A 22,323-nucleotide genomic window follows, 5' to 3' on the forward strand; every position below is an offset into this window, starting at 1 on the left:
CGTTCAGCTCCAGTGCAATGCTTCGTGATCCATGCGAAGGTAGCGGCCCACCGCTACCCAAGTGGCCATCAGCGCGATCAGCAACCCCACGGCCACCACGGCCGCGAAGAGCAGGCCCAGGGAGAGCGCGTTGGTGAAGGCCAGCAGGTCGGGCACGTAGCGCTTGCCCAGCCAGAAGAGGCCGGCGAGCGCGCCCACGGCGAGCACGGCCGAGATCAGCCCCTGCCAGAGCCCGCCCAAGAGGAAGGGCCGCTTGATGAACCAGCGGGTGGCGCCCACCAGGTGCATGGTGCGGATCAGGAAGCGCTGGCTGTGGATGGCCAGCCGGATGGTGTTGTTGATGAGCGCCACGGCCACCACCAGCAGCAGCGCCAGGAAGATGAGCCCCCCGATGTTGAGGGTGACGAAATTGCGGTCCATGTTCTCGATCACGGCGGCGTTGTAGGCCACATCGTGCAGGCGGGCATCCGTCTGCAGGCCCGCCACGATCCACTTCATGCTGTCGGGGTGCGCATATGCTGGTTGCACGCTCAGCTGGATGCTCGGATCGATGGGGCTTACCCCGCCGAGCAGTTCCAGGAAATCCTCGCCCAGCTCCTCCTTCATTTGCGCAGCGGCTTCCTCCGGGGTCACCAGCAGGGTGCCGGCGCTGTATGGCTGAAGGTCCAGCTCCTTGCGGAAGCGCAGCACGTCGGCCTCCTTCAACTCGCGCTTCAGGAATAGCTCCACCCGCACCTGCTCCTTGAAATAGCGCTCGATCGCGCGGGCATTCAGCAGGATGAAGCCCTGCACGCCCAGCATGCACAGCACCAAGGTGATGCCGATGACCGTGCCCACGCTGGTGGTGCGGGTTCGGATCTTGCTGCGGCGGGCGCTCATCGGGCGGCGAAGGTAGGAGCGCGTACGGACGCCCTTCTACCTTTCGCCACGCAAGCAACCGTGATGGCCTACGAGCACAACGAGATCGAGAAGAAGTGGCGCGCCGAATGGGCGAAGCGCGGAACCTACCGTGTGGAGAACGACGCTTCACGTCCCAAGTACTACGTGCTCGACATGTTCCCTTACCCCAGCGGCGCCGGCCTGCACGTGGGGCATCCGCTCGGCTACATCGCCAGCGACATCGTGGCGCGCTACAAGCGGCACTGCGGCTTCAACGTGCTGCACCCCATGGGCTACGACAGCTTCGGGCTTCCTGCCGAGCAGTACGCCATACAGACCGGCCAGCACCCCGCGAAGACCACCGAGGTGAACATTGATGGGTGCCTTGATGATGAAGGCAACATATTGCCGAAGTATCTGAACTCTGATGGCAGCATCAAGAAGGAGGCCCTAAACAGCAGCGGCGAGGTCATTAGGGGATACAAAAGACAGCTTGATGCCATCGGCTTCAGCTTCGATTGGAGCCGCGAGGTGCGCACCAGCGATCCGGGTTTCTACAAGTGGACGCAGTGGATCTTCCTGCAGCTATTCGACAGCTGGTACGACCACGAAGCGCAGAAGGCCAAGCCGATCCACACCTTGGTCGTGCGCTTCGAGCACCAAGGCTGGCATCACGCTGATGCTTGCGCCCTCACCGGCGATGTGGAAGAGGAACTCGGCCCATTCACCGCAGCGGAATGGAAGGCATACGATGAGCGCACGAAGCAGCGCATCCTTCAGCACTTCCGACTGGCCTACCTCAGCGAGGCATGGGTGAACTGGTGCCCCGCATTGGGCACCGTGCTCGCCAACGACGAAGTGAAGGACGGCGTGAGCGAACGCGGCGGCCATCCCGTGGAGCGCAAGCGGATGCCGCAGTGGAGCATGCGCATCACGGCCTACGCGCAGCGGCTGCTCGACGGGCTCGACGGGCTCGATTGGAGCGAGAGCATCAAGGAGGCGCAGCGTAATTGGATCGGACGGAGTGAAGGTGCGCTCGTGCGTTTCAAACTGAAGGATGCGGCTGGCGACATCGAGGTGTTCACGACACGGCCCGACACACTCTTCGGCGTGACCTTCGTGACGCTGGCCCCCGAGCACGAATTGGTGGAGGTGATCACGCCCGCCGACCGCCGTGAGGAAGTGATGGCCTACGTCACCTTGGCGAAGAACCGCAGCGAGCGCGAGCGCATGACGGAGGTGAAGCGCGTGAGCGGGGTTTTCACCGGCGCAACCTGCATCCATCCCTTCACCAGCCAGGAAGTGCCCGTGTGGGTGGGCGATTACGTGCTCGGCGGCTACGGCACCGGCGCCGTGATGGCCGTGCCCGGCGGCGATCAGCGCGACTGGAACTTCGCCACGCACTTCAATCTGCCCATCATCGCCGTGACCGAGGGCGCCGACATCAGCAAGGAGGCCGACGAGCGCAAAGACGCGACGATCAGCAGCGAAGGTTTTCTCAAGGGCCTGAAGGTGCCCGATGCGATCAAACGCGCCATTGATGAATTGGAGAAGCTCGGTGCCGGCGAACGCCGCATCAACTTCCGCTTGCGCGATGCCGCTTTCGGTCGCCAGCGGTACTGGGGCGAGCCGATCCCGATCTACTACAAGGACGATGTGCCTTACGCGCTGCCCGAGAGCGAGCTGCCCCTGAAACTGCCCGAGGTGGACAAGTTCCTGCCGACGGAGGACGGCGAACCACCGCTCGCTCGCGCTGCGAATTGGAACTACCAAGGCCATCCGTTGGAAACGACGACGATGCCCGGTTGGGCTGGTAGCAGCTGGTACTTCCTGCGCTACATGGACCCGAAGAACGAAGGCCGCTTCGCGTCACCGGAAGCGATCAACTACTGGCAGCAGGTCGATCTCTACGTGGGCGGCAGCGAGCACGCCACCGGCCACCTGCTCTACTTCCGCTTCTGGACCAAGTTCTTGCACGACCGCGGATGGATCAACTTCGATGAGCCCGCGAAGAAGCTGGTGAATCAGGGGATGATACAGGGGGTGTCGGCATATATAATTCCTCTCGGAAAGGCAGTCTGGGATCTTGGTGCAATCGGGTACTTCGAGAAAGAAGCTCCTCTTGTTTTCGTTTCAACGGACTTATTGGATGAAGGAATTATCGAGAGATGGTGTTGTGACAATTTACTTTCTAGCGACGAGAGATTGAGAGTCAAGGATTACACCTCCTTCCACATCGACCATACCGGATATTCCGGCCAGCTTGTTCCAATTGACATACTCGAAGATGAGGCACACGTGACGGCCGGTGCATTCATGAATTGGAAGGGTGAGGAATCTTCTGTGAATTACAGGTTCGCCGTTTCGAGCGAAGGCGTACTTGAGGTGCATCGCCAAGTCGAGAAGATGTCCAAATCGAAGTTCAATGTGGTGAACCCCGACGACATCATCGCCAAGTACGGCGCCGACACGCTTCGCCTGTACGAGATGTTCCTAGGCCCCTTGGAGCAGAGCAAGCCGTGGGACACGAACGGCATCGAAGGCACCTTCCGCTTCCTGCGCAAGTTCTGGAACCTGTTCCATGGCCATGGGGATGCATTCGGCGTTACCGACGATGCTCCCACTAAACCGGAACTGAAGGTCCTGCATGCCACGCTGAAGAAGATCACCGAGGACATCGAGAAGATGAGCTTCAACACCAGCGTGGCGCAATTCATGATCGCGGCTAACGAGCTGGGCGCGCTCAAATGCAACAAGTGCGCGGTGCTGGAGCCGTTGGTGATTGCCTTGGCGCCCTTCGCGCCGCACATCGCCGAGGAATTGTGGGAGAAACTCGGGCACACGGACAGCGTTACCGGAGCGAAATGGCCCCAATGGGATGCCCAGCACTTGGTGGAGGACAGCTTCAGCTACCCCATCAGCTTCAATGGGAAAACGAGGCTGCAGCTAGAGTTCCCCATCGGGCTGAGCAAGGAAGAGGTGGAGGCCCAAGTACTTGCGAATCCGGAGGTGCAGGCCAAGCTGGGTGGTCAGCCGCCGAAGAAGGTGATCGTGGTGCCCAAGCGGATCGTGAACATCGTGGTGTAGCGCATGCCACTAGCTCCTAGCCCCAAGCTGCTAGCCCGCCTTCGGCGGAAGCCGGCCAGAGGCTCGTGGCTAGGAGCTAGGGATTGCATTCGTACCGATCGGCACCCGCTTTGCGTTCCTGAGGGCATGGCACGCACTTCCACCTTCCTGCTCGCGGGCATCGGCCTCTTCACCATGGCCTTCGCCCAGAGTGATCGCCCGGCGGAGCCGAACAGCACTCCCGCCCCTGCGACCTCCACGACTTACCGCACGATCAACCACAATGCCTTCAAGCCCGGCGAGAAGCTCACCTACATCGTCCACTACGGCTGGATGAACGCTGGGGAGGCGGTTGTGGAGCTCCGTGAGTCGGAGCAGCCCATCATGGGCCGTAAGGTGCTTCGCGCGGTGGGTCGTGGCCGGAGCCTAGGCGCCTTCAACGCCTTCTACAAGGTGGATGACTACTACGAGAGCCAGTTCGATGCGGAGGGCGTGTTCCCGTGGATCTTCCAGCGGCGCGTGAGCGAGGGCGGCTACGAGTTCTCGCAGGACTATTTCTACCGTCAGCACAGGAACGAGGTGACCACGCAGAAGCAGCAGACGCATGCCGTGCCGGCCAGCGTCCAGGACATGCTCAGCGCCTTCTACTACGCGCGCACCATCGACTTCAGCAACGCCGAGCCCGGCGATGTGTACACCATCCAGACCTTTCTCGACGATGAGCTCTGGCCCTTGCAGATGAAGTACATCGGCAGGGAGACGATCAAGTTGCGGAACGGGAAGTACCGCTGCATGAAGTTCCAGCCCGTGGTGCAGGAGGGCCGCGTGTTCAAGACCAACGACGACCTGAACGTGTGGATCACCGACGACGGCAACAAGATCCCCGTGCTGGCCCAGGCCAAGGTGCTCGTGGGCTCGATCAAGATGGAGCTGAGCCAGTACGAAGGGCTGAGCCATCCGATCGCGAAGCACTAAGGTGAGATGCGGCGCGATCTGATCGCGAAGCAGGAATGGCCTGCCAGCCCAGGGCGATCACGCGGCTACCATCCCGAAGGCCAGCATCAGGCTAATGGACAAGCCCTTTGGTGCTGGTCCTATTTTGCAGATGCTCAAGTGATCCGGCACCGCCGGATACCCGCCCTTACGCGCCCGGCAATCCGCGCGTGCGTGCAGAACCGTTGCCAAACGAATGGATCGCGGCTGGTTGTGAACGCACCCGGTGACCGGGATTGGCTGACTTGCGATACCCATGAGCGCAGTGATATTCGACATAGTGCATTCGGACCGGATCACTCAATTTGCCGGCCCCACAGGCCTTGCCCGTCGGATTCACAATGATGCCATGAAATCACTTGCACTCGCCCTTTCGCTGCTCACCGCCTTCACCGCCACCGCTCAGAGTCGCTTCTGGAGCGAATTGCCCGCCGCGCGTGCTGGCCAGATGCCCGGTGAACGGCGCATCGTGCCCGATCGGGCACGAACGCTCAGTCTCGATGCCGAAGGACTGCGAACATTCCTCGCCACGGTCCCCGTCGGTTCGCTCGAGCAGGTGGGCAGCTCTTCGCATCTATTGGAATTGCCCCTGCCCGGTGGGGGCTTCGCGGGATTCCGATTCCTGGAGGTGCCGGTGATGCACCCCGACCTGCAGGCTCGGTACCCCATGATCCGCACGTACACCGGACTTGGGCTCGAGGACGGCGCGCTGCTGAAAATGGACCTTACCCCGCATGGCTTGCACGCCATGGTGCTCACGCCAAGTTCCGACGACTGGTTCATCGACCCCCTCATTCACGGCGATGCCGCCCACTACCAGAGCTACTTCAAACGCGACTTCCGCAAACAACTGCCCGCCGACTTCGAGGCCTGCCACTATGACCAGGTGAACGACATCGACGCCGCACAGAAGCAGTCGCGCGAATGGATCGCTCAGATGGGCGTCGATCGCGTGGGCGATTGCCAGCTGCGTCGCTACGACCTGGCTTTGGCCTGCACCGGCGAGTACGCCGCTTTCCACGGCAGCAATACCACCAACAACGATAAAAGCTTCGCTGCGGCCGCGATGGCCACCTCGCTCAACCGGGTGAACGGCATCTATGAGAGGGACGCTACGCTCACCATGTTGCTCGTCGCGAACAACGATGCCATCATCTACCTCAACGCCGCCACAGACCCGTACACCAACAGCAATGGCGGAACCATGCTGGGCGAGAACATCAGCACCTGCAACAGCGTGATCGGCTCGGCTAACTACGACATCGGCCATGTGTTCAGCACCGGCGGCGGCGGCGTGGCCTACCTGAACAGTCCCTGCACCAGCAACAAGGCGGGGGGCGTCACCGGCCAAGCCGAACCCGTCGGCGATCCCTTCGACATCGACTATGTGGCTCACGAGATGGGGCACCAGTACGGCGGCAATCACAGCCAGAACAACAACTGCAACCGCGCCGCCAGCGCTGCCGTGGAGGTGGGCAGCGGCATCACGATCATGGGCTACGCCGGCATCTGTTCGCCCGATGTGGCCAGCAACAGCATCGCCATGTTCGGCGGCTACAGCATGCAGGAGATCGCCGCCAACATCACCACCGGCGCCAGCAGCGGCTGCCCAACCACCACCGCGCTCGCCAACGCCCAGCCCACCGCGAATGCCGGCGTGGACCGTGTGATCCCGCGCTCCACGCCCTTCATCCTCACGGGCAGCGCCACCGACGCCAATCCTGGCAACGTGCTCAGCTATAGCTGGGAGCAAATGGACAACGCCGTGGCCACGCAACCGCCCGCGGCTACCAACACGGGCGGCCCGGCCTGGGTGCCCTTGTTGCCGCAAGCCACGCCTGTGCGCTACATGCCCAACCTGTCAGCGGTGATCGCCAACACCACGCCCACTTGGGAGGTGCTCAGCAGCGTGGCGCGCACCTACAATTTCCGCTTCACCGTGCGCGACAATGCCGTGGGCGGTGGCTGCGCGAAGCAGGACAACATGGTGGTGACGGTGAATGGAACGGCCGGGCCCTTCGTGGTCACCGCGCCCAATACGGCCGTGGCCTGGACGGCGCTCACTTCGGCAACGGTGACTTGGAACGTGGCCGGCACCAACGTCTCGCCGGTGAGTTGCGCGAACGTCGACATCCTGTTGAGCACTGATGGCGGCCTCACTTATCCCATCACCCTGGCCACCGCCACGCCCAACGATGGCAGCCAGTCGATCACCGTGCCCAGCAACCCCACGACCACTGCACGCGTGATGGTGCGCGCCAACGGCAACATCTTCTACGACATCAGCAACACCAACTTCACGATCACCGTGCCCGCCACGCCCGACTATTCGTTGAGCGTGACGAGCGCTACGGCCAACGCGTGCCAACCCGCCAACTCCACCTATGCGGTGCAGGTGGGCAGCATCCTCGGTTACAGCAGCGCGGTCACGCTGGGCACCGCGGGCCTCGCGTCGGGCCTGAGCGCATCGTTCAGCCCCAACCCGGTAACGCCCGGTGGCAGCAGCACGCTCACCATCAACGGCACCGGCAGCGTGGCGCCGGGCACCTACAACTTCACGCTCACCGCCACCAGCGCCAGCGGCAACAAGAACCTGGCGCTCACGCTTGAGGTGATCGCCCCTGCCGGCACCGTCACCTTGGCATCGCCGGCCAATGGCGCATCGGGCGTGGGCGGCGGCACGCCTTTGACATGGAATGCGGATCCCAATGCGGCATCCTATGCCATCCAGATCGCCACCGATGCGGGCATGACCAACATCGTGGAGACCGGCAACGGACTCACCGCTACAAGTTACAACACGGCGGTGGCCACGCAGCCGCTCACCACCTATTACTGGCGTGTGCAATCGAGCAACGCCTGCGGCTTCGGAACACCATCGGCCATCTGGTCCTACACCACCAGCAATTGCCAGCCGGTGACCATCCGCATCGTGCTGGACCGCTACGGTGCCGAGACCACGTGGAACCTGCAGAGCAGCGGAGGCAATGTGGTGGCCAGCGGCGGACCCTATACCAACCAAGCTGCCAACGGCGCGTACCCGCAACCCGATGTGAACCTGTGCCTGCCTCCGGGCTGCTACACGCTGATCGTGAACGACAGCTTCGGCGACGGCCTGTGCTGCGCATACGGCAGCGGCTACATCGCGGCACTCGACGCGAGCGGCGCACCCCTGGCCTCGGCATCGACCTTCACCACCACGGTGTCGGCCAACTTCTGCCTCGGTACCGCCTGCATCAGCACGCTGCCATTCAGCGAAAGCTTCACCAGCGGGCTGGGCTCGTGGACGCAAGGCATCACCGATAACTTCAACTGGACCCTGCAGAGCGGCAGCACGCCCACCAACAACACCGGTCCGACAGGCGACCACACCACCGGTAGCGGCAACTACCTCTTCACCGAATCGAGCAGCCCCAACAACCCCGCGCGCACCGCCGAACTCTTCAGCCCCTGCATCGACCTGGAACCGTATGCCAGCGCTGACCTGAGCTTCTGGTACCACATGTGGGGCACCACCATGGGCACCCTGAACGTGGATGTGTGGAACGGCACCGCCTGGACGCAGGCCGCATGGAGCCGCACGGGGAACCAGGGCAACAACTGGATGCAGGGCACGCTTTCGCTGAACCCTTGGCTTGGCCAGTCCATCCGCGTACGATTCCGGGGGATCACGGGCTCAGGCTCCACCAGCGACATGGCCATCGACGATATCCTGATCACCGGCAGCAACGAGGTGCAGGTGGCCGCACGCGTGGCGCTCGAAGGCGCTTATGATCCGGGCACCGGCTTGATGCGCGACAACCTGCGCGTGCTTCCTTCCTTCCCGCTCACTGAGCCATTCACCGCCTTGGGCTATGCGCATGTGGGCGGTGGCGGCGAAGCCGTGGCGGCGCCGGTGCTCACCACCACCGGGAACAATGCCATCGTTGATTGGGCGGTGGTGGAGCTGCGCAGCGGCGGCGAACCGGCCACGGTGCTGTCCACGAGCAGCGCGCTGGTGCAGCGCGATGGCGATGTAGTGGCTAGCGATGGCCTCAACCCGGTGAGCTTCCCGGTGGCTCCGGGAAATTACCATGTGGCAATCCGTCACCGCAATCACTTGGGCGCGATGACGGCAACTCCCGTAGCCCTGAGCGCTGCCGCCACCACGGTCGATTTCCGGTTGGCCAGCTTGGCCACCTATGGCACCGAGGCGCGCAAGACCATCACCGGTGCATTCCCGGCAGAGGCCTTGTGGGCGGGCGATGTGACCTTCAACAGCGTGCTGCAGTACGTGGGCACCGACAACGACCGCGACCCCATCCTGGTGAGGATCGGTGGCAGCGTGCCCACCAACACGGCAAGCGGATATCTCCCGGAAGACGTGACCCTGGACGGCACTGTGCGCTACGTTGGCGATGGCAACGACCGCGACCCGATCCTTGTGAACATCGGCGGCAGCCTGCCCACGAACACGCGCGTGGAACAACTGCCTTAACGAGACTGCTGAGATGCTAGCGGCCCGTGCGCATGCAAGGGCCGCTTCTGTTGGAGCGCGTTCAACCAAGCGCAGGTGGCGCCGCTGGCGCCGCCCCCTGATCCCCGCTCGTCATTTGCCCGCGCACGGGCACCCACCGGTAAAGCACCTTGGTGAGCAGCAGGAACATCACCGGCACGATCACCAGTGTGAGGAAGGTGGCGAAGACGAGGCCGAAGATCACCGTCCAGCTCATGGGGCCCCAGAACACGGTGTTGTCGCCGCCGAGCACGAACTGCGGATCGAGCTCGCTGAAGAGGGTGAAGAAGTTGATGTTGATGCCGATGGCCAGCGGGATAAGGCCCAGCACGGTGGTGATGGCCGTGAGCAGCACCGGGCGCAAGCGGCGCGCGCCGGCATCCTCGATGGTGGCCAGCACCTCCGGCATCGGAAGGCGCTGATGCGGCTCCAAGCCCAGCTCCGCCTTGCGACGGCTCTGCAGCAGCATCATGAAGTCAACGAGCACGATGGCGTTGTTCACCACGATGCCCGCCAGTGAGATGATGCCCACCATGGTCATCATGATCACGAACTCCATGCGGAAGATCACCAGGCCCAGGAATACGCCGATCAGCGAGAACACCACACTGCTCACAATGATGCCCGGGATTGCCGCGCTGTTGAACTGCGCGACGATGATCATGAAGATGAGGAAGACGGCGATCATGAGCGCGGTGCTCAGGAATGACATCTCCTTGGCCTGCTCCTTCAACTCGCCGGTGAACTCGTAGGTGAAGCGCGGGTCCTTCGGATAGCTCTCGAAGGCCGCGATAACCTCGTTCACCACTTGCTCCTTCTTGAACTCATCGGTGACATTGCTATGCACCTGCACCATGCGCTTCAGGTCCTTGCGTTTCACAGCGCTGAAGGTGCTGGTGTACGTGGGCGAGGCCAGCGCACTGATGGGCACTTGGCGGATCTGGCCGTTGGTCTGGTCGCGGAAGGTGACACGCATGCCCATGAGCACCTCTGGGTCGTAGCGGAATTCATCCTTCAGGCGGATGTTCACGGGGTAATCATCCTCGCCCTGCTTGTAGGTGCTCACCTCGCGGCCGTAGAGTGCTGTGCGCAGCGCATCGCCGATGGCCCAGGTGCTCACATTGTAGCGGCGTGCCTTCGCGCGGTCGATCACGATCGGCATCTCTGGCTTGCCCAGTTCGATGTCGAGCTTCAGCTCCTCCACCATGTCGATGTGCTGGTCCTTGAGGAACTCGCGCACCTTCTCGCCCTCGGCGATCAGCGCGTTCACATCATCGCCCTTGATCTCAAGGTTGATGGCCTTGGGCACGGGCGGGCCAGCTGGATCCTTGTCCACGATGAGGGTAACGCCCGGCACGCCGCGCACGGCTTCGCGGATCTCGTGCATCAGGTGCATGGAGCGCAGGCCACGGCGCTTGGCGAACTTCGCGAAGGTGACTTGCACGCGGCCCTTGTGCGGCGTGGCATCGAAGCTGGGTCCGCTCATGGGGTCGCTGGTGCCTTCGCCCACTTGCGCGATCACGCTGGTGACCATGAAGTTCCTCATCTTCTTCACCGTGCTGCCATCGTGCAGGGTGTCGTTCACTTCGTCGTTGTACTCCGGGCGATCGAGCACTTCCTTGATGCGGCGCTCCACTTCGAGCGTGGTGAGGTTGGTCTCATGGATATCGGTGCCGATGGGCTTCTCAACGAACACGTTCACATAGAGCGGCTCGTTCACCGGGAAGAAGAGCGTGTTGGGCGGGAAGATGCCCGTGAGCGCGAAGGAGAGGAACAGCAGCCCGATGGTGCCGAGGAACATCCAGCGCGGACGCCCGCCCTCCAGGACCCACACGAGGAAGGTGCGATAGCGCTGCTCCAATCGCGGCATCGTGATGGTCTGGAAGCGCACGCTTGCGGGATAGAGCACAAAATGGTTCAGGTATCCGAAGAGACCGAAGGCCAGCGCGAGGTTGCCGAGCGTGAAGAGGAATTTGCTGTTCCCGAAGTGGCCGAGCAAGCTGAAGAGCAAGCCAAGGCCGGTCATCCACCCACCTACTTTGAACGTGAGGAAACGCGTGGGGCCTTCCTGCTTCACCTGCATGTAGCGTGACGCCAGCATGGGATTGATGATGAGGCCCACGAAGAGCGATGAGGCCAGCACCACCATGAGGGTGATGGGCAGGAACTTCATGAACTCACCCATGATGCCGGGCCATAGCAGCAGCGGGATGAAGACCGCCACCGTTGTCGCGGTGCTGGCGATGATGGGCCACGCCACTTCGCCGATGCCATTCTTCGCTGCGCGGATCGGGTTCTGCCCTTCGCCCATGAGGCGGTGGGTGTTCTCGATCACCACGATGCCGTTGTCCACCAGCATGCCCAGCGCGAGCACGAGGCTGAAGAGCACCATCATATTCAGTGTATAGCCCATGCTGTTGAGCACGATGAAGCTCAGCAGCATGCTCATGGGGATGGCGATGCCCACGAATACCGCGTTGCGCAGGCCCAGGAAGAACATGAGCACGCCAACCACCAGCAGGATTCCGAAGATGATGGAGTTCTCCAGTTCATCCACCTGCGTGCGCGTCTGGTCGCTCATATCGCCGGTGATGGACACGTTGAGGTCGCGCGGCAGCACATCGCGTTGGAAGCGCGAGAGCTGCGCCTTCACGCTATCGCTCAGCACGAGCAGGTTCTTGCCGCTGCGCTTGATCACGTCCACCATCACCACAGGCTGACCGAACTCGCGGGCGAAGCTGGTGGGCTCCACGTAGGTGAAGGCCACCTCGGCAATCTCGCCCAAGCGCACGATCTCCAGGTTCTCTTGCTTCACGATGATCTCCTTCACTTCTTCGGGATCCGTGAATTCGCCGTTCACGCTCACGGTGCGGCGCATTCCATCGATCAGCACTTCGCCGCCGCTCACACTGAGGTTCTCGCTTTGCACGGCGCCAGCCACATCCTGGAAGCTGATCTGGCGCGCTTCCATCTTCGGCAGGTCGAGGCTTATGCGCAGTTCCTTCTTCGGCACGCCGCGGATCTCCACCTTGTTCACCTCTTCAAGATCCTCCAGTTTGTCCTCTAGCTGCTCAGCCCACTTGTTCAATTGGTCAAGGCTGTAGTCGCCGCTGAGGTTGATGTTCATCACCGGCATCATCTCCGAGAAGTTCATCTCGAACACGCCGGGTTCTGCGGGCAGGTCTGTGGGGAAGTCGGGGTCGGCCTTGGCTTTGTCCACGGCGTCCTTCACTTTCCGCAGCGCCTCGGTGGGCGAAACGCTGAAGTCGAACTTGACATGGATGGTGCTGTATCCCTGCACGCTCGTGCTCAGGATGTCATCGACGCCGGTGATGGTCTTGATCTCCTTCTCGATGGGGCGGGTGACCAGCTTCTCCATGTCCTCGGGCGCATTGCCCGGATAGAAGGTGCTCACGAAGATCTCCGGCGTGACCACTTCAGGGAAGGCCTCGCGCGGCATGCCTTGGTAGGCGTTCCAGCCGATAAGGGCGATGAGGATGCTGAGCACCATCACGGTGGCGCGGTTGTCCACCGCCCACGAGGAGATGCTGAAGCGCTTGCTGTCGGAAAGGGAATGGCCGTTGTCGTGTGACATGGGGCTAGTTGATGGCCGCAGAGGCACAGAGGCGCAGAGCTCGCATTCGCTCAAGCTGCAATGTGCGATCCGTCATCGGCCAAGGTTTATATCACTTGAATTCGTTTCATCCGTGCTCAAGCGCCCTTCAGCACTTGCACTTCCTGCTGATCAACCACTAGGCGCGCGCCCTGATCGATCAGCGTCTCGCCGCCCTTGAGGCCGTTCTCTTCGCGCTGCACCAGCAACTCGCCTCCTTGCGCGCTCAACACCTTCACGAACTGCTTGCGTGTGCGCGCCTGTCCGCCGTTCTCTTCCAGCACGAACACGTAGGCTTGGCCGGCGCTGTTCTCCATCACCAGGCGGCTGGGCACCACCAGGGCTTCGGGCACGTCCATGTCGCGGATGCGCACGTTAGCGAGTTGATTGGGACGGAGCTTGGTGCCGTTGTCCATGCGCAAGGTGGCCTTGAAGCTGCGGTTGTTGGGGTTGATGTACTGGCCCACCTGGTCGATGGTGGCCATGAGCTTCTCACCGGTCTCGGGCAGCACCACTTCCACGGGATCTCCCACCTTCACTTTGGTGAGCAGGTCTTCTGCCAGGTCGCATTCGATGCTGGCCTTGCCCAGCGCCACCACGCGCGCAACCGGCTGCATGGGATTGGCCATATCGCCAAGATTGGAGAAGATCTCGTCCACCACGCCGGCGAAAGGCGCACGCACCTCGGCGCCGCGCAGTTGCTCTTTAAGCGAAAGGAGTTGCGCTTCGCCCGCATCCTTGTTCGCCTTGGCCTGCAGGTATTGCACCTCGCTGCCGATCTTCTGCTGCCAGAGGCCTGCTTGCTTCTCGTACACCTTGCGCGCCAGTTCCACTTGCGCTTCGGCCTGACGGATGCTCTCGCGCAGCGCGTCGGTGTCGATATCGACGATCAATTGGCCCTTTGCCACGCTCTGCCCTTGCTGCGCTAGGATGCGGCGCACCTCACCGCCACTGGTGGTGTACACCAGCGCATTCTGGTCGGCGCGCACGCTGCCATGCGCTTCGGTCCAGTGCGCGAAGGGCTTCACCTGCAACGAGTAGGTGGTCACCATGGGCAGGGAGCGCTTCAGGTCAGGGTCGTTGGCCGCAAGCCAATTCTCGATCTCGGCGATGGACTTGTTGAGCTTGTCGCGTTCGGTCTTCAGCGAGTCGCGTGTGGCGCGCTTGGCCGTCAGCTGCGGTTCGGCATCGACGTTACCGCCGCCGCATGCTGCGAGCACTGCGATGAGCGGGAGGATCAGGAGTGATTGACGCATAGTCGTGTGGATGTTCATTGTCCGGTTCAGTAGAGATCGAGTGCGCGGCGCAGATCGGCACGAGCGGTGAGCAGTTCCACGAGGCGCTGCACGTATTGCTGTTGGGCCATGAGGCTGTTGCCGCGCTCCTGGGTCAGCTCGAAGCTGCTGGCGGCGCCCTGCCCGAACTTGATGCTGGTGCGCTCAACGATGCGCTGCGCGAGCAGCAGGTTGCGCTCTTCGGTGCGGTAGTTCTCGAAGGCGGTGCGGGCCTGACTGCGCGCGCGCTCCGCTTCGGCCAGCAAGCGCTGCTCGGTGGCGGTGCGGCTCACCTCCACTTGCTTCAGCGCGATGCTCGCCTGCTTCACCTTGTGATGCCTGCTGCCGCTGCTGATCACCGGCACATTGAGCTTGAGCCCCCAAACCGTGGTCGGATAGAACGGATAGGTGCCGCCGGGGTCGAAGTCGGGGCCATTCCATACCTGCTGGTGGCTGAGGAACCCGCCGAGGCTGGGCAGCTGCTTGCTGCGCTCATTGCGCATGTTCAGTGTCTGCAGGCGAACGAGGGTCTCGGCGCCCTGCAGCTCGATGTGCTGGGCAGGCTGGAAGGCCTGCTCGCTCAAGGCGGTCTCATCAGCATCGTTCAGCAATGCCTTCAGGTCATCCGTGAGCGTGATTGGCGTGCCTTGCGGGGCACCGAGGGTGAGCGCGAGCAGCATGCGCGCCACATTGGCCTGCTGCTGGAAGCTGTTCTCCAGGCTCGTGGTCTGCTCGAGCTGGATGGTGAGGCGGTCCACATCGGTCTCTTCGAGGAAGCCGGCCTCCAACATGGCCCGGGCCTCGCGGAGGCTCTGCTCGATCAGCGGGATGCCCTCGGCGGTGATCCGCGCGCCTTCCTCGGCAGCGAGCACGCCGTAGTAGGCTTTGGCGGCCTGGTTGCGCGCGTCAGCACGCGCCTTCTCCAATTCCTCGCGGCTCTGCTGGGCCAGGGCCTTGGTGGCTTTCAGGCCGATCAGGTAGCTGCCATCGAAGAGCAATTGGCTGAGGGTGGCTCCGGCGCTGGCGTTCCAGGGCAACCCGAACTGCGCGGCAACGAATTCGGGGCCCTGACCCGGCGTGAAGAAGTTCGGGATCAGCTGCGTGGGCACGTCGATGAAGTTCTGCAGCTGCACCTCGCCGTTGATCTGCGGAAGGCCGATGGCGGTGATCTCCTTCACGCGGTGCTGCATCTTCTCGGCTTCCAGCGCACTCGCTTGCACGGCGTAGGCCTGCTTCGCGGCCATATCCATGGCCTCCTTAAGCGTGAGGCTGATGGGGCCTTGGGCTTGCGTGGCGATGGCCGCTGCGGATATGAGGATGGTGATGGCTGTTCTCATCAGGCGCGTTCTTTCTTGGCTTTCTTCTCGAGGTAGGCGACGCCCTTCTTGCTGGCGATGCCACGGATGTGGTACTCGAAGTGCTTCCAGAGCACGTCGCTCAGGTTGAATCGGTCCGAAGGGAATACACGGCCGTCCCAGGTGGAATCGATGCGCGCGATGTACAGGCGCGTGATCACCTCTACATCGAGGTCCTCGCGGTACAGGCCCTCGGCGATGCCCTTGCGCAGGTTGGAGCTCACACATGTGTACACATCCTCCTGCTCGCGCTGCTCCATGATCTCCCACGCCTTGGGGTGGTACTTCTGAAGGTCGAACTGCACGCTGGGGTGCATGCTTCCGATCTGTCCCACGATGAACTTGGTGATCTCCTCGTTCTCGTCGATGGCGTTGAGGCTCCGTTCGCAGATGGCATTGATGGTCTCCCGGTGGAAGCCGCACACCGCGGCCACCGCCTGTTCCACCAGGTCGTTCTTGTCGGTGAAGTGCTCGTACAGCGTCTTCTTGCTCATGCGCAGCTGCGTGGCCACGTCGTCCATGGTCAGGCTCTTGATGCCCAAGCGCATGAAGAGCTTCAGCGACTGCTCCAGGATCTCTTGCTTCTTCGGGTCCATTCCGGCGGGGTTGGGGAGGCGTTTTCGGAAAGGGGCGCAAACGTAGGGGACGCAGGAAACGAAATGCAACATGAATCGTTTCCGGTGTGATGAACGGTGCTATTGCTGGATGAGCACCCGATCTTTCGGCCCGACCCGCATGCGCGCCGCCACCCTCTCCGTGGTCCTATGGGCCTTGTCCAGCGCGGCTTCCGCTCAATTCCAACCCATGTCCACCACCCCCATCGGCGCTGATCAACCGCTCACCATCGAGGTGTGGAGCGATGTGGTCTGCCCGTTCTGCTACATCGGCAAGCGCGAGCTCGAGAGCGCTTTATCCCGTTTCCCGCACCGCGATCAGGTGAAGGTGGTGTGGAAGAGCTTCGAGTTGGATGCCAATGCTCCCGACCGCGCCCCGCACGATACCTATGGCATGCTCATGGAACGCTACCGCATCGGCCGGGAAGAAGCCGTGGCGCGTGTGAGCGGTGTTACGCAACGCGCCGCCAGCCTTGGGCTGAAGTACGACTACGACAAGGTGATCGTAGGCTCCTCCTTTCAGGCGCACCGGTTGCTGCAATACGCCAAGAGCAAGGGCAAGGGCGATGCAATGAAAGAGCGGCTCTTCCGCGCCTACTTCACCGAGGGCAAGCACTTGGCCGATAAGCCCACGCTGGTGGCACTGGCGAAAGAGGTGGGTATCAATGCCGATGAAGTGCGCTACGACCTGGACAACGACGCTTGGGTCCGGGAGGTGCGCGCCGATGAGCAAGAGGCGCGACAGCTCGGGGTGAGCGGCGTGCCGTTCTTCGTGTTCGACCGGCGCTTCGCGGTGAGCGGGGCTCAGAGCAGCGCAGTATTCCAGCAGGCACTCGAAAAGGCGTGGGCGGAGCGGGGGAAGTGAGCGGGTCACTTCAACGCCACCCGCTCCAGCAGCTTGCCGTAGAACGAATCGCCGATGGGTATGGACCCCTTGCCATCCTCCATGATCACATGCGGCGCGTCGATGGCCTCCACCTTGTCGAGCCGGACGATGAAGCTGCGATGGATGCGCATGAACTTATCGGTGGGCAGGCGTGATTCGATGTGCTTCATGGTGCCGTGCACGATGTAGCGCTTGTCCTTCACATGCACGCTGAAGTAGTCCTTGAGCGCAGATATGTAATACACATCCTCCAGCGCCACGCGAACCTGCCGACCCTGGTGCTTGAGGAAGAGCGGACCCGTGGAAGCCTCGCGGGTGGCCAACTCATGCAACTGGTCGCGCTCGCGGCGAAGTTCTGAATCATGGATGTGCTTGTGCAAGGCCATCTCGATCGCCGCCTGCACCTCCACCACCTTGAAGGGCTTCACGATGTAGCCGTAGGGCTCGGCGATGCGCGCTTTGTTCAGCGTGGCCTCGTCGCTATAGGCGGTGAGGAAGATCACTGGAAGACCCAGCTCGCCGCCGATCACCATGGCGGCTTCGATGCCGCTCATGTCGCCCTTGAGCATGATGTCCATGAGCACCAGGTCCGGTCGATGCTGCTCCGCCAGATCGATGGCCGCCTGGCCCTCGGCCGCAGAGCCCGCGATCTCGTACCCCAATTGCGTGAGCGTGCGCTCGATGTCCTTGCGCACGATTCCTTCGTCTTCGACCACCAGGATCCGGCTCGACATGCTTGCTCGGTTTAATTCGATCCGCGCTGTGCGCTGCTTGGTTGCGGCAACGTTATTACGCTTCGCCCGCGAAGTTGGTTCAAATCGCTCAACGGGCGGGCGGCATCGACCGGAACGAGGCGTTGCGCGCCGCTCTCCATCTTTGTCGGCCTTCTCCCGCGGGCCGGATGGCCGGGCAATGCCTCAGTAGATCCCCATGGACATCACCTCTATCAAAACGGTCCTCGACCACACCGCCCTTACCGGCACCACCCTGACCGTGGCCGGTTGGGTGCGCACCTTCCGCAACGACCGTTTCATCGCCCTGAATGATGGCAGCACCATCCGCAACCTGCAGTGCGTGATCGACCAGGAGAAGGTTGATGCGGCAACGCGGGCACGTTTCACCACCAGCGCCGCCGTGCAGTGCACAGGCGTGATTGTGGAGAGCAAGGGCAGCGGCCAGCGCGTAGAGATGCAGGTGACCGCCGTGGAAGTGCTGGGCGACAGCGACGCGGAGAAGTACCCCATCCAACCCAAGAAGCACAGCTTGGAGTTCCTGCGGGAGAATGCCCACCTGCGCTTCCGCACGAACACCTACAGCGCCATTTTCCGGATCCGTCACCAGGTGAGCTTCGGCATCCACGAGTACTTCGACCTGAACGGATACAACTATTTCCACGCGCCGATCATCACCGCGAGCGATGCGGAAGGTGCGGGCGAGATGTTCCGCGTGAGCGTGCTCGATGCGAAGGCACCGCCGCTCGATGATCAAGGAGCAGTGGATTTCAAGGAGGACTTCTTCGGCCGCGAGTCACGGCTGACTGTAAGCGGTCAGCTGCAAGCGGAGCTCGCTGCATTGGCATTGGGCAAGGTGTACACCTTCGGTCCGACCTTCCGCGCCGAGAACAGCAACACCGCGCGACACCTCGCCGAGTTCTGGATGATCGAGCCCGAAGCGGCCTTCATGGACCTGAAGGGCGACATGGACCTCGCCGAAGGCCTATGCAAGCACCTCATCGCCCGCGTGCTGAGGAACAGCATGGACGATCTGCAGTTCCTGGATGCGCGACTGAAGGAGGAAGAAGCCACCAAGCCGAAGGAGCAACGAAGCGAGATGGGCTTGATCGACCGCCTGAAGTTCGTGCTCGACAACCCCTTCGAGCGCATCACTTACTCCGACGCAATAGAGATCCTGCTGCGCAGCAAACCGCACCAGAAAGGGCAATTCCAGTTCCCCGTGGAATGGGGCATAGATCTGCAGAGCGAGCACGAGCGCTACCTCGTCGAGAAGCACTTCAAGAAGCCGGTGATCGTGACGGGCTACCCCGGAAAGATCAAGGCCTTCTACATGCGCACCAACGGCCCCGGTGACTTCGGCTACAGCGACAAGGGCACCACCGTAGCCGCCATGGATGTGCTCTTCCCCGGCATCGGCGAAATCATCGGTGGCAGTCAGCGCGAGGAGCGCCTGGATGTGCTGGAAGCGCGCATGAAGGAGATGCACGTTCCTGCGGAAGAACTCTGGTGGTATCTGGACACGCGCCGATTCGGCACCGTGCCGCACGCGGGCTTCGGGCTGGGGCTGGAGCGCTTCGTGCTATTCGTTACCGGCATGGGGAATATCCGGGATGTGATCCCCTTCCCGCGGGCGCCGAAGAGCGCGGAGTTCTAGCCCCTCCCGATCCTCACGCTCGTCATCGTTAGCGAACCCGCCAGTGCCTTGTCGTTGAAGAGCGTGGCCTGCTCATCCTTCTGCTGCAGTGCCAGGGCGTAGAGCAAAGGCAAGAAGTGCTCGCTGCTGTTGATGGCCAGTTCGAAGGCCTGGCCCTGATCGTGGAATTCGATCAATGGCTTGTGGTCCCCGGTGGTGATGGCCCGTTTCATCCTTTCGCTGGCCTCTTGTGCCCAATCGTAGGCGAAGGGCTGATTGAGCTTGTTCCAATCGACCATGCCCAGGTTATGCACCATGTTGCCGCTTCCGATGATTAGGACGCCCTTATCACGCAGCGCACCGAGTTCCTCGGCCAGCGCATAATGCTTCTCCGGTGAGAGCGAGCGGTCGAGGCTCAATTGGATGATGGGCACATCGGCGTTCGGGTACAGGTGTTTCACCACGCTCCACGCGCCATGATCGAGGCCCCAACTCTGGTCCAGGCCGACGGATGCGCCCTTCACCGCTTGCTTCACCTCCTCTGCGAGCTTGGGGTCACCGGGTGCGGGATACTGCACATCGAACAGCGCCTTGGGGAACCCGCCGAAGTCGTGGATGGTGCGCGGCTTGGCCATCGCGGTCACATAGGTGCCCCGCGTCTCCCAATGCGCGCTCACGCAGATGATCGCCTGCGGCTTCGGGATCTCCGCCGCCAGCTTCCGGAAGCCCTGTACGAACTCGTTCTCTTCGATGGCGTTCATCGGGCTGCCGTGACCGAGGAAGAGTACGGGCAAGCGCTCGGTCGGGCCCAGCGGGTCGGTGATGCGCGCGAGCTCATTGAGTTTCATGGCGGCTCCGGCCAAGGGCATCGCGGCGAGTGAAAGGAGGAAATCCTTGCGGTGCATGGCGGTGGAACAAAGGTGCGCCTGCGATGTTCTGAACAGGTCGCCAGCGTCGCTAAGAAACGCAAGCGATCTTCGCCGCCATGCCCCGCCTCTTCTACTATCTCGGCACCTGCTCCACCTGCGAGCGCATCATGAAAGGCATCAACCTCAAGGGCTTTGCCTTGCGCGAGATCAAAGGCGATCCAATCACGGCGAAGGAACTCGACCACATGAAGAAGCTTGCGGGCAGCTACGAAGCGCTCTTCAGCCGCGTGGCCTTGAAGTACCGCGCACTCGGGCTGAACACGATGACGCTCACCGAGAAGGACTACCGCAAGTACATCCTGCAGGAGTACACGTTCCTGAAGCGGCCGGTGATGGTGCTCGATGACCGGATCCTCATCGGAAACGCGCCCAAGGTGACGGAAGCGATGACCGACGCTGCACGGACGCTGGTTGCATGAGGCATTTGGATAGCTGATGCCATGAAGCACGAAGCCCGCGCTGGCGATCCAACGCGGGCTTCGGCGATGCGTGCGATCCGCTCAGCGCTGCACTACCAGCTTGGCTTGGCGCAGGGCCGCGCCATCGGCAACGATCAACGTGTAGATGCCGGCAGGCAGTGCATCCACCATGAGTACGCTGTTCATCAGATTGCCTTGCTGCATGGTGCGGCCCATCGCATCGCAGACCGCATAAGCGGCGCGCGCATCATCGACTGCCACGCGCACGAGATCCCGGGCCGGGTTGGGCCCGATGGTCACAGGGGCGCGGCTCAGCTCTCCGATGCCGGTCACCGCTTCCACGTCCTCCACGAAGCGCGGCAGGATGCGCCACTCGCTGAAAGCGTATTGCAGCACCCCGGTGATGTCATAGAACTGCCCCACCATGAAGGGATATGCATAGATCACATCGTCAACCAGAACCGGACCGCTGCCATCGTTCACGGTGAATTGGCCGAAGCTCCCCTGTGCGGTGCAGTTGGCCGCCTCGACCTTCACGAGCACGCTCTCATAGGGCTCGGTGTTGCCGTCGAGCGTGCTGATCACGGTGGGGGTGAGCGTGTTGCCGCTGGTTAGGGTCACCAGGTTCAGCACGGATGTGAGCTGCGTCTGACCGTTGAATTCAACCACGGTGCCAGTGACCGCCACGGAATCGCCGATGGCCAGCGCACCAGGCGTGGCGAACACGAAGAGGCCGCTCCACGGGCCGCTGCCATCCTGGATGTAGAACCCGTTGGAGAGCAGCGCGCTCACCACGCCACCGGTGATCACGGTGCTGTCCACCCAAGCGGAGGTGCCATCAGGCGCGGTGGTCTGCTGGATCTCAACGATGGTGGCGGGCAGGGGCACCACCGCTTCCAGGGCCGTGACCGTCGCATCATCCACCACCAGATGCTCTGGCGCGACCGTGCTCTGCACGCTCAGGATGAACTCCGCATCGCCAGCGTTCATGGCTGCGATCACCGTGAGCACCACTTCCTGCCAGGTGTTCCCGGTGGAGGTGAAGTAGCTGGTGTAGGGGGCGTAGCCGCTGCTGGTGGGGCGGCCGTCATAGAGGCCCAGGCGGATCTGCCCTTCGCCGCGCACCCAGAAGCGCACTTCGTACTCGGTATTGGCCACTACGGTCTGCACCTGCGTGGTGAAGCGTTGATGACCGGTGCTGGCCTTGATCAGCCGCACGGCGTTCGCGCCGCCATGCACATCGGCGGTCACTTGCTCCACGCCGCTCTGCGGCAGGTTGCTCTTGCTGCCGTACCAATCGGTAGGCAAGCCGGCGTTCCAGTCCTCGAAGCCGCTGGTGAAGATCACTTGGCCGTGGGCCGCAGCGGAGAGCAACGCGGCGAACGCGAGAAGGGTAATGTGTCTCATGGTCTGAAGGGTTAGGGGTGCGTTGG

14 protein-coding genes are annotated in these 22,323 nt (G+C 62.4%); 6 read left to right on the plus strand and 8 right to left on the minus strand.

From position 1 onward, the window contains the following. Positions 1–3: 3 nt before the first annotated feature. Positions 4–879 carry a cell division protein FtsX gene (locus IPM12_04990; protein ID MBK9147165.1) on the minus strand — a complete coding sequence of 292 codons (876 nt, stop codon included), beginning with the start codon at positions 877–879 and terminating at the stop codon, positions 4–6. Positions 880–942: 63 nt separating this feature from the next. Here IPM12_04990 and IPM12_04995 point away from each other — a divergent pair, with 63 nt between their 5' ends. The 3 genes from IPM12_04995 to IPM12_05005 all read left to right on the plus strand — a co-directional run bounded on the left by IPM12_04995 (position 943) and on the right by IPM12_05005 (position 9,415). Beyond that, positions 943–3,966, plus strand: a complete 3,024-nt coding sequence (locus IPM12_04995; protein MBK9147166.1) for a leucine--tRNA ligase — start codon at positions 943–945, stop codon at positions 3,964–3,966. Between the two features lie 126 nt (positions 3,967–4,092). Continuing rightward, the gene (locus IPM12_05000; GenBank protein MBK9147167.1) at positions 4,093–4,920 is read left to right on the plus strand and encodes a DUF3108 domain-containing protein; all 828 of its coding nucleotides are present in this window, start codon (positions 4,093–4,095) and stop codon (positions 4,918–4,920) included. Between the two features lie 367 nt (positions 4,921–5,287). Then, a complete protein-coding gene (locus IPM12_05005; protein ID MBK9147168.1) occupies positions 5,288–9,415 on the plus strand; it encodes a hypothetical protein in 4,128 nt (1,375 codons plus the stop codon). A 61-nt stretch (positions 9,416–9,476) separates the two neighbouring features. Here IPM12_05005 and IPM12_05010 read toward each other — a convergent pair whose 3' ends face one another. The 4 genes from IPM12_05010 to IPM12_05025 form a co-directional block, all read right to left on the minus strand. Next, complete coding sequence (locus IPM12_05010) at positions 9,477–13,028, minus strand: efflux RND transporter permease subunit (protein ID MBK9147169.1); 3,552 nt, start codon at positions 13,026–13,028, stop codon at positions 9,477–9,479. Between the two features lie 116 nt (positions 13,029–13,144). Continuing rightward, on the minus strand, positions 13,145–14,302 hold the full coding sequence (locus IPM12_05015; protein ID MBK9147170.1) for an efflux RND transporter periplasmic adaptor subunit: 1,158 nt from the start codon (positions 14,300–14,302) through the stop codon (positions 13,145–13,147). Between the two features lie 26 nt (positions 14,303–14,328). After that, positions 14,329–15,657 (minus strand): TolC family protein, encoded by a 1,329-nt coding sequence (locus IPM12_05020; GenBank protein ID MBK9147171.1) that lies wholly within the window; start codon positions 15,655–15,657, stop codon positions 14,329–14,331. Further along, positions 15,657–16,271, minus strand: a complete 615-nt coding sequence (locus IPM12_05025) for a TetR/AcrR family transcriptional regulator (protein MBK9147172.1) — start codon at positions 16,269–16,271, stop codon at positions 15,657–15,659. The genes IPM12_05020 and IPM12_05025 overlap by 1 nt, the downstream gene beginning before the upstream one ends. A gap of 139 nt (positions 16,272–16,410) precedes the next feature. On the opposite strand from IPM12_05025, the gene IPM12_05030 reads away from it, so the two are divergent. Further along, positions 16,411–17,154: a DsbA family oxidoreductase gene (locus tag IPM12_05030; GenBank protein MBK9147173.1), complete on the plus strand. Its 744-nt coding sequence runs from the start codon at positions 16,411–16,413 to the stop codon at positions 17,152–17,154. A 5-nt stretch (positions 17,155–17,159) separates the two neighbouring features. Here IPM12_05030 and IPM12_05035 read toward each other — a convergent pair whose 3' ends face one another. Then, complete coding sequence (locus tag IPM12_05035) at positions 17,160–17,909, minus strand: response regulator (protein MBK9147174.1); 750 nt, start codon at positions 17,907–17,909, stop codon at positions 17,160–17,162. A gap of 196 nt (positions 17,910–18,105) precedes the next feature. Here IPM12_05035 and asnS point away from each other — a divergent pair, with 196 nt between their 5' ends. Next, positions 18,106–19,563 (plus strand): asparagine--tRNA ligase, encoded by a 1,458-nt coding sequence (gene asnS, locus IPM12_05040; protein ID MBK9147175.1) that lies wholly within the window; start codon positions 18,106–18,108, stop codon positions 19,561–19,563. Here asnS and ygiD read toward each other — a convergent pair. Beyond that, on the minus strand, positions 19,560–20,447 hold the full coding sequence (ygiD, locus tag IPM12_05045; GenBank protein MBK9147176.1) for a 4,5-DOPA dioxygenase extradiol: 888 nt from the start codon (positions 20,445–20,447) through the stop codon (positions 19,560–19,562). The two genes, asnS and ygiD, sit on opposite strands and share 4 nt — an antisense overlap. 80 nt (positions 20,448–20,527) lie before the next feature. Here ygiD and IPM12_05050 point away from each other — a divergent pair, with 80 nt between their 5' ends. Next, on the plus strand, positions 20,528–20,890 hold the full coding sequence (locus IPM12_05050) for an arsenate reductase (GenBank protein MBK9147177.1): 363 nt from the start codon (positions 20,528–20,530) through the stop codon (positions 20,888–20,890). Between the two features lie 81 nt (positions 20,891–20,971). On the opposite strand, the gene IPM12_05055 is transcribed toward IPM12_05050, so the two are convergent. Beyond that, positions 20,972–22,297 carry a carbohydrate binding domain-containing protein gene (locus IPM12_05055; GenBank protein MBK9147178.1) on the minus strand — a complete coding sequence of 442 codons (1,326 nt, stop codon included), beginning with the start codon at positions 22,295–22,297 and terminating at the stop codon, positions 20,972–20,974. Between the last annotated feature and the right edge of the window lie 26 nt (positions 22,298–22,323).

It is taken from the genome of Flavobacteriales bacterium, assembly GCA_016716605.1.
Classification (GTDB): Bacteria; Bacteroidota; Bacteroidia; order Flavobacteriales_F; family PHOS-HE28; genus PHOS-HE28.

What these genes read in the sequence shown, in the direction of transcription:
- asnS (MBK9147175.1), top strand. Translation starts at nt 18,106, where the DNA reads ATGGACATCACCTCTATCAAAACGGTCCTCGACCACACCGCCCTTACC.
- IPM12_05000 (MBK9147167.1), top strand. Translation starts at nt 4,093, where the DNA reads ATGGCACGCACTTCCACCTTCCTGCTCGCGGGCATCGGCCTCTTCACC.
- IPM12_04995 (MBK9147166.1), top strand. Translation starts at nt 943, where the DNA reads ATGGCCTACGAGCACAACGAGATCGAGAAGAAGTGGCGCGCCGAATGG.
- IPM12_05050 (MBK9147177.1), top strand. Translation starts at nt 20,528, where the DNA reads ATGCCCCGCCTCTTCTACTATCTCGGCACCTGCTCCACCTGCGAGCGC.
- ygiD (MBK9147176.1), bottom strand. Translation starts at nt 20,447, where the DNA reads ATGCACCGCAAGGATTTCCTCCTTTCACTCGCCGCGATGCCCTTGGCC.
- IPM12_05025 (MBK9147172.1), bottom strand. Translation starts at nt 16,271, where the DNA reads ATGGACCCGAAGAAGCAAGAGATCCTGGAGCAGTCGCTGAAGCTCTTC.
- IPM12_05005 (MBK9147168.1), top strand. Translation starts at nt 5,288, where the DNA reads ATGAAATCACTTGCACTCGCCCTTTCGCTGCTCACCGCCTTCACCGCC.
- IPM12_05030 (MBK9147173.1), top strand. Translation starts at nt 16,411, where the DNA reads ATGCGCGCCGCCACCCTCTCCGTGGTCCTATGGGCCTTGTCCAGCGCG.
- IPM12_04990 (MBK9147165.1), bottom strand. Translation starts at nt 879, where the DNA reads ATGAGCGCCCGCCGCAGCAAGATCCGAACCCGCACCACCAGCGTGGGC.
- IPM12_05010 (MBK9147169.1), bottom strand. Translation starts at nt 13,028, where the DNA reads ATGTCACACGACAACGGCCATTCCCTTTCCGACAGCAAGCGCTTCAGC.
- IPM12_05055 (MBK9147178.1), bottom strand. Translation starts at nt 22,297, where the DNA reads ATGAGACACATTACCCTTCTCGCGTTCGCCGCGTTGCTCTCCGCTGCG.
- IPM12_05035 (MBK9147174.1), bottom strand. Translation starts at nt 17,909, where the DNA reads ATGTCGAGCCGGATCCTGGTGGTCGAAGACGAAGGAATCGTGCGCAAG.
- IPM12_05015 (MBK9147170.1), bottom strand. Translation starts at nt 14,302, where the DNA reads ATGCGTCAATCACTCCTGATCCTCCCGCTCATCGCAGTGCTCGCAGCA.
- IPM12_05020 (MBK9147171.1), bottom strand. Translation starts at nt 15,657, where the DNA reads ATGAGAACAGCCATCACCATCCTCATATCCGCAGCGGCCATCGCCACG.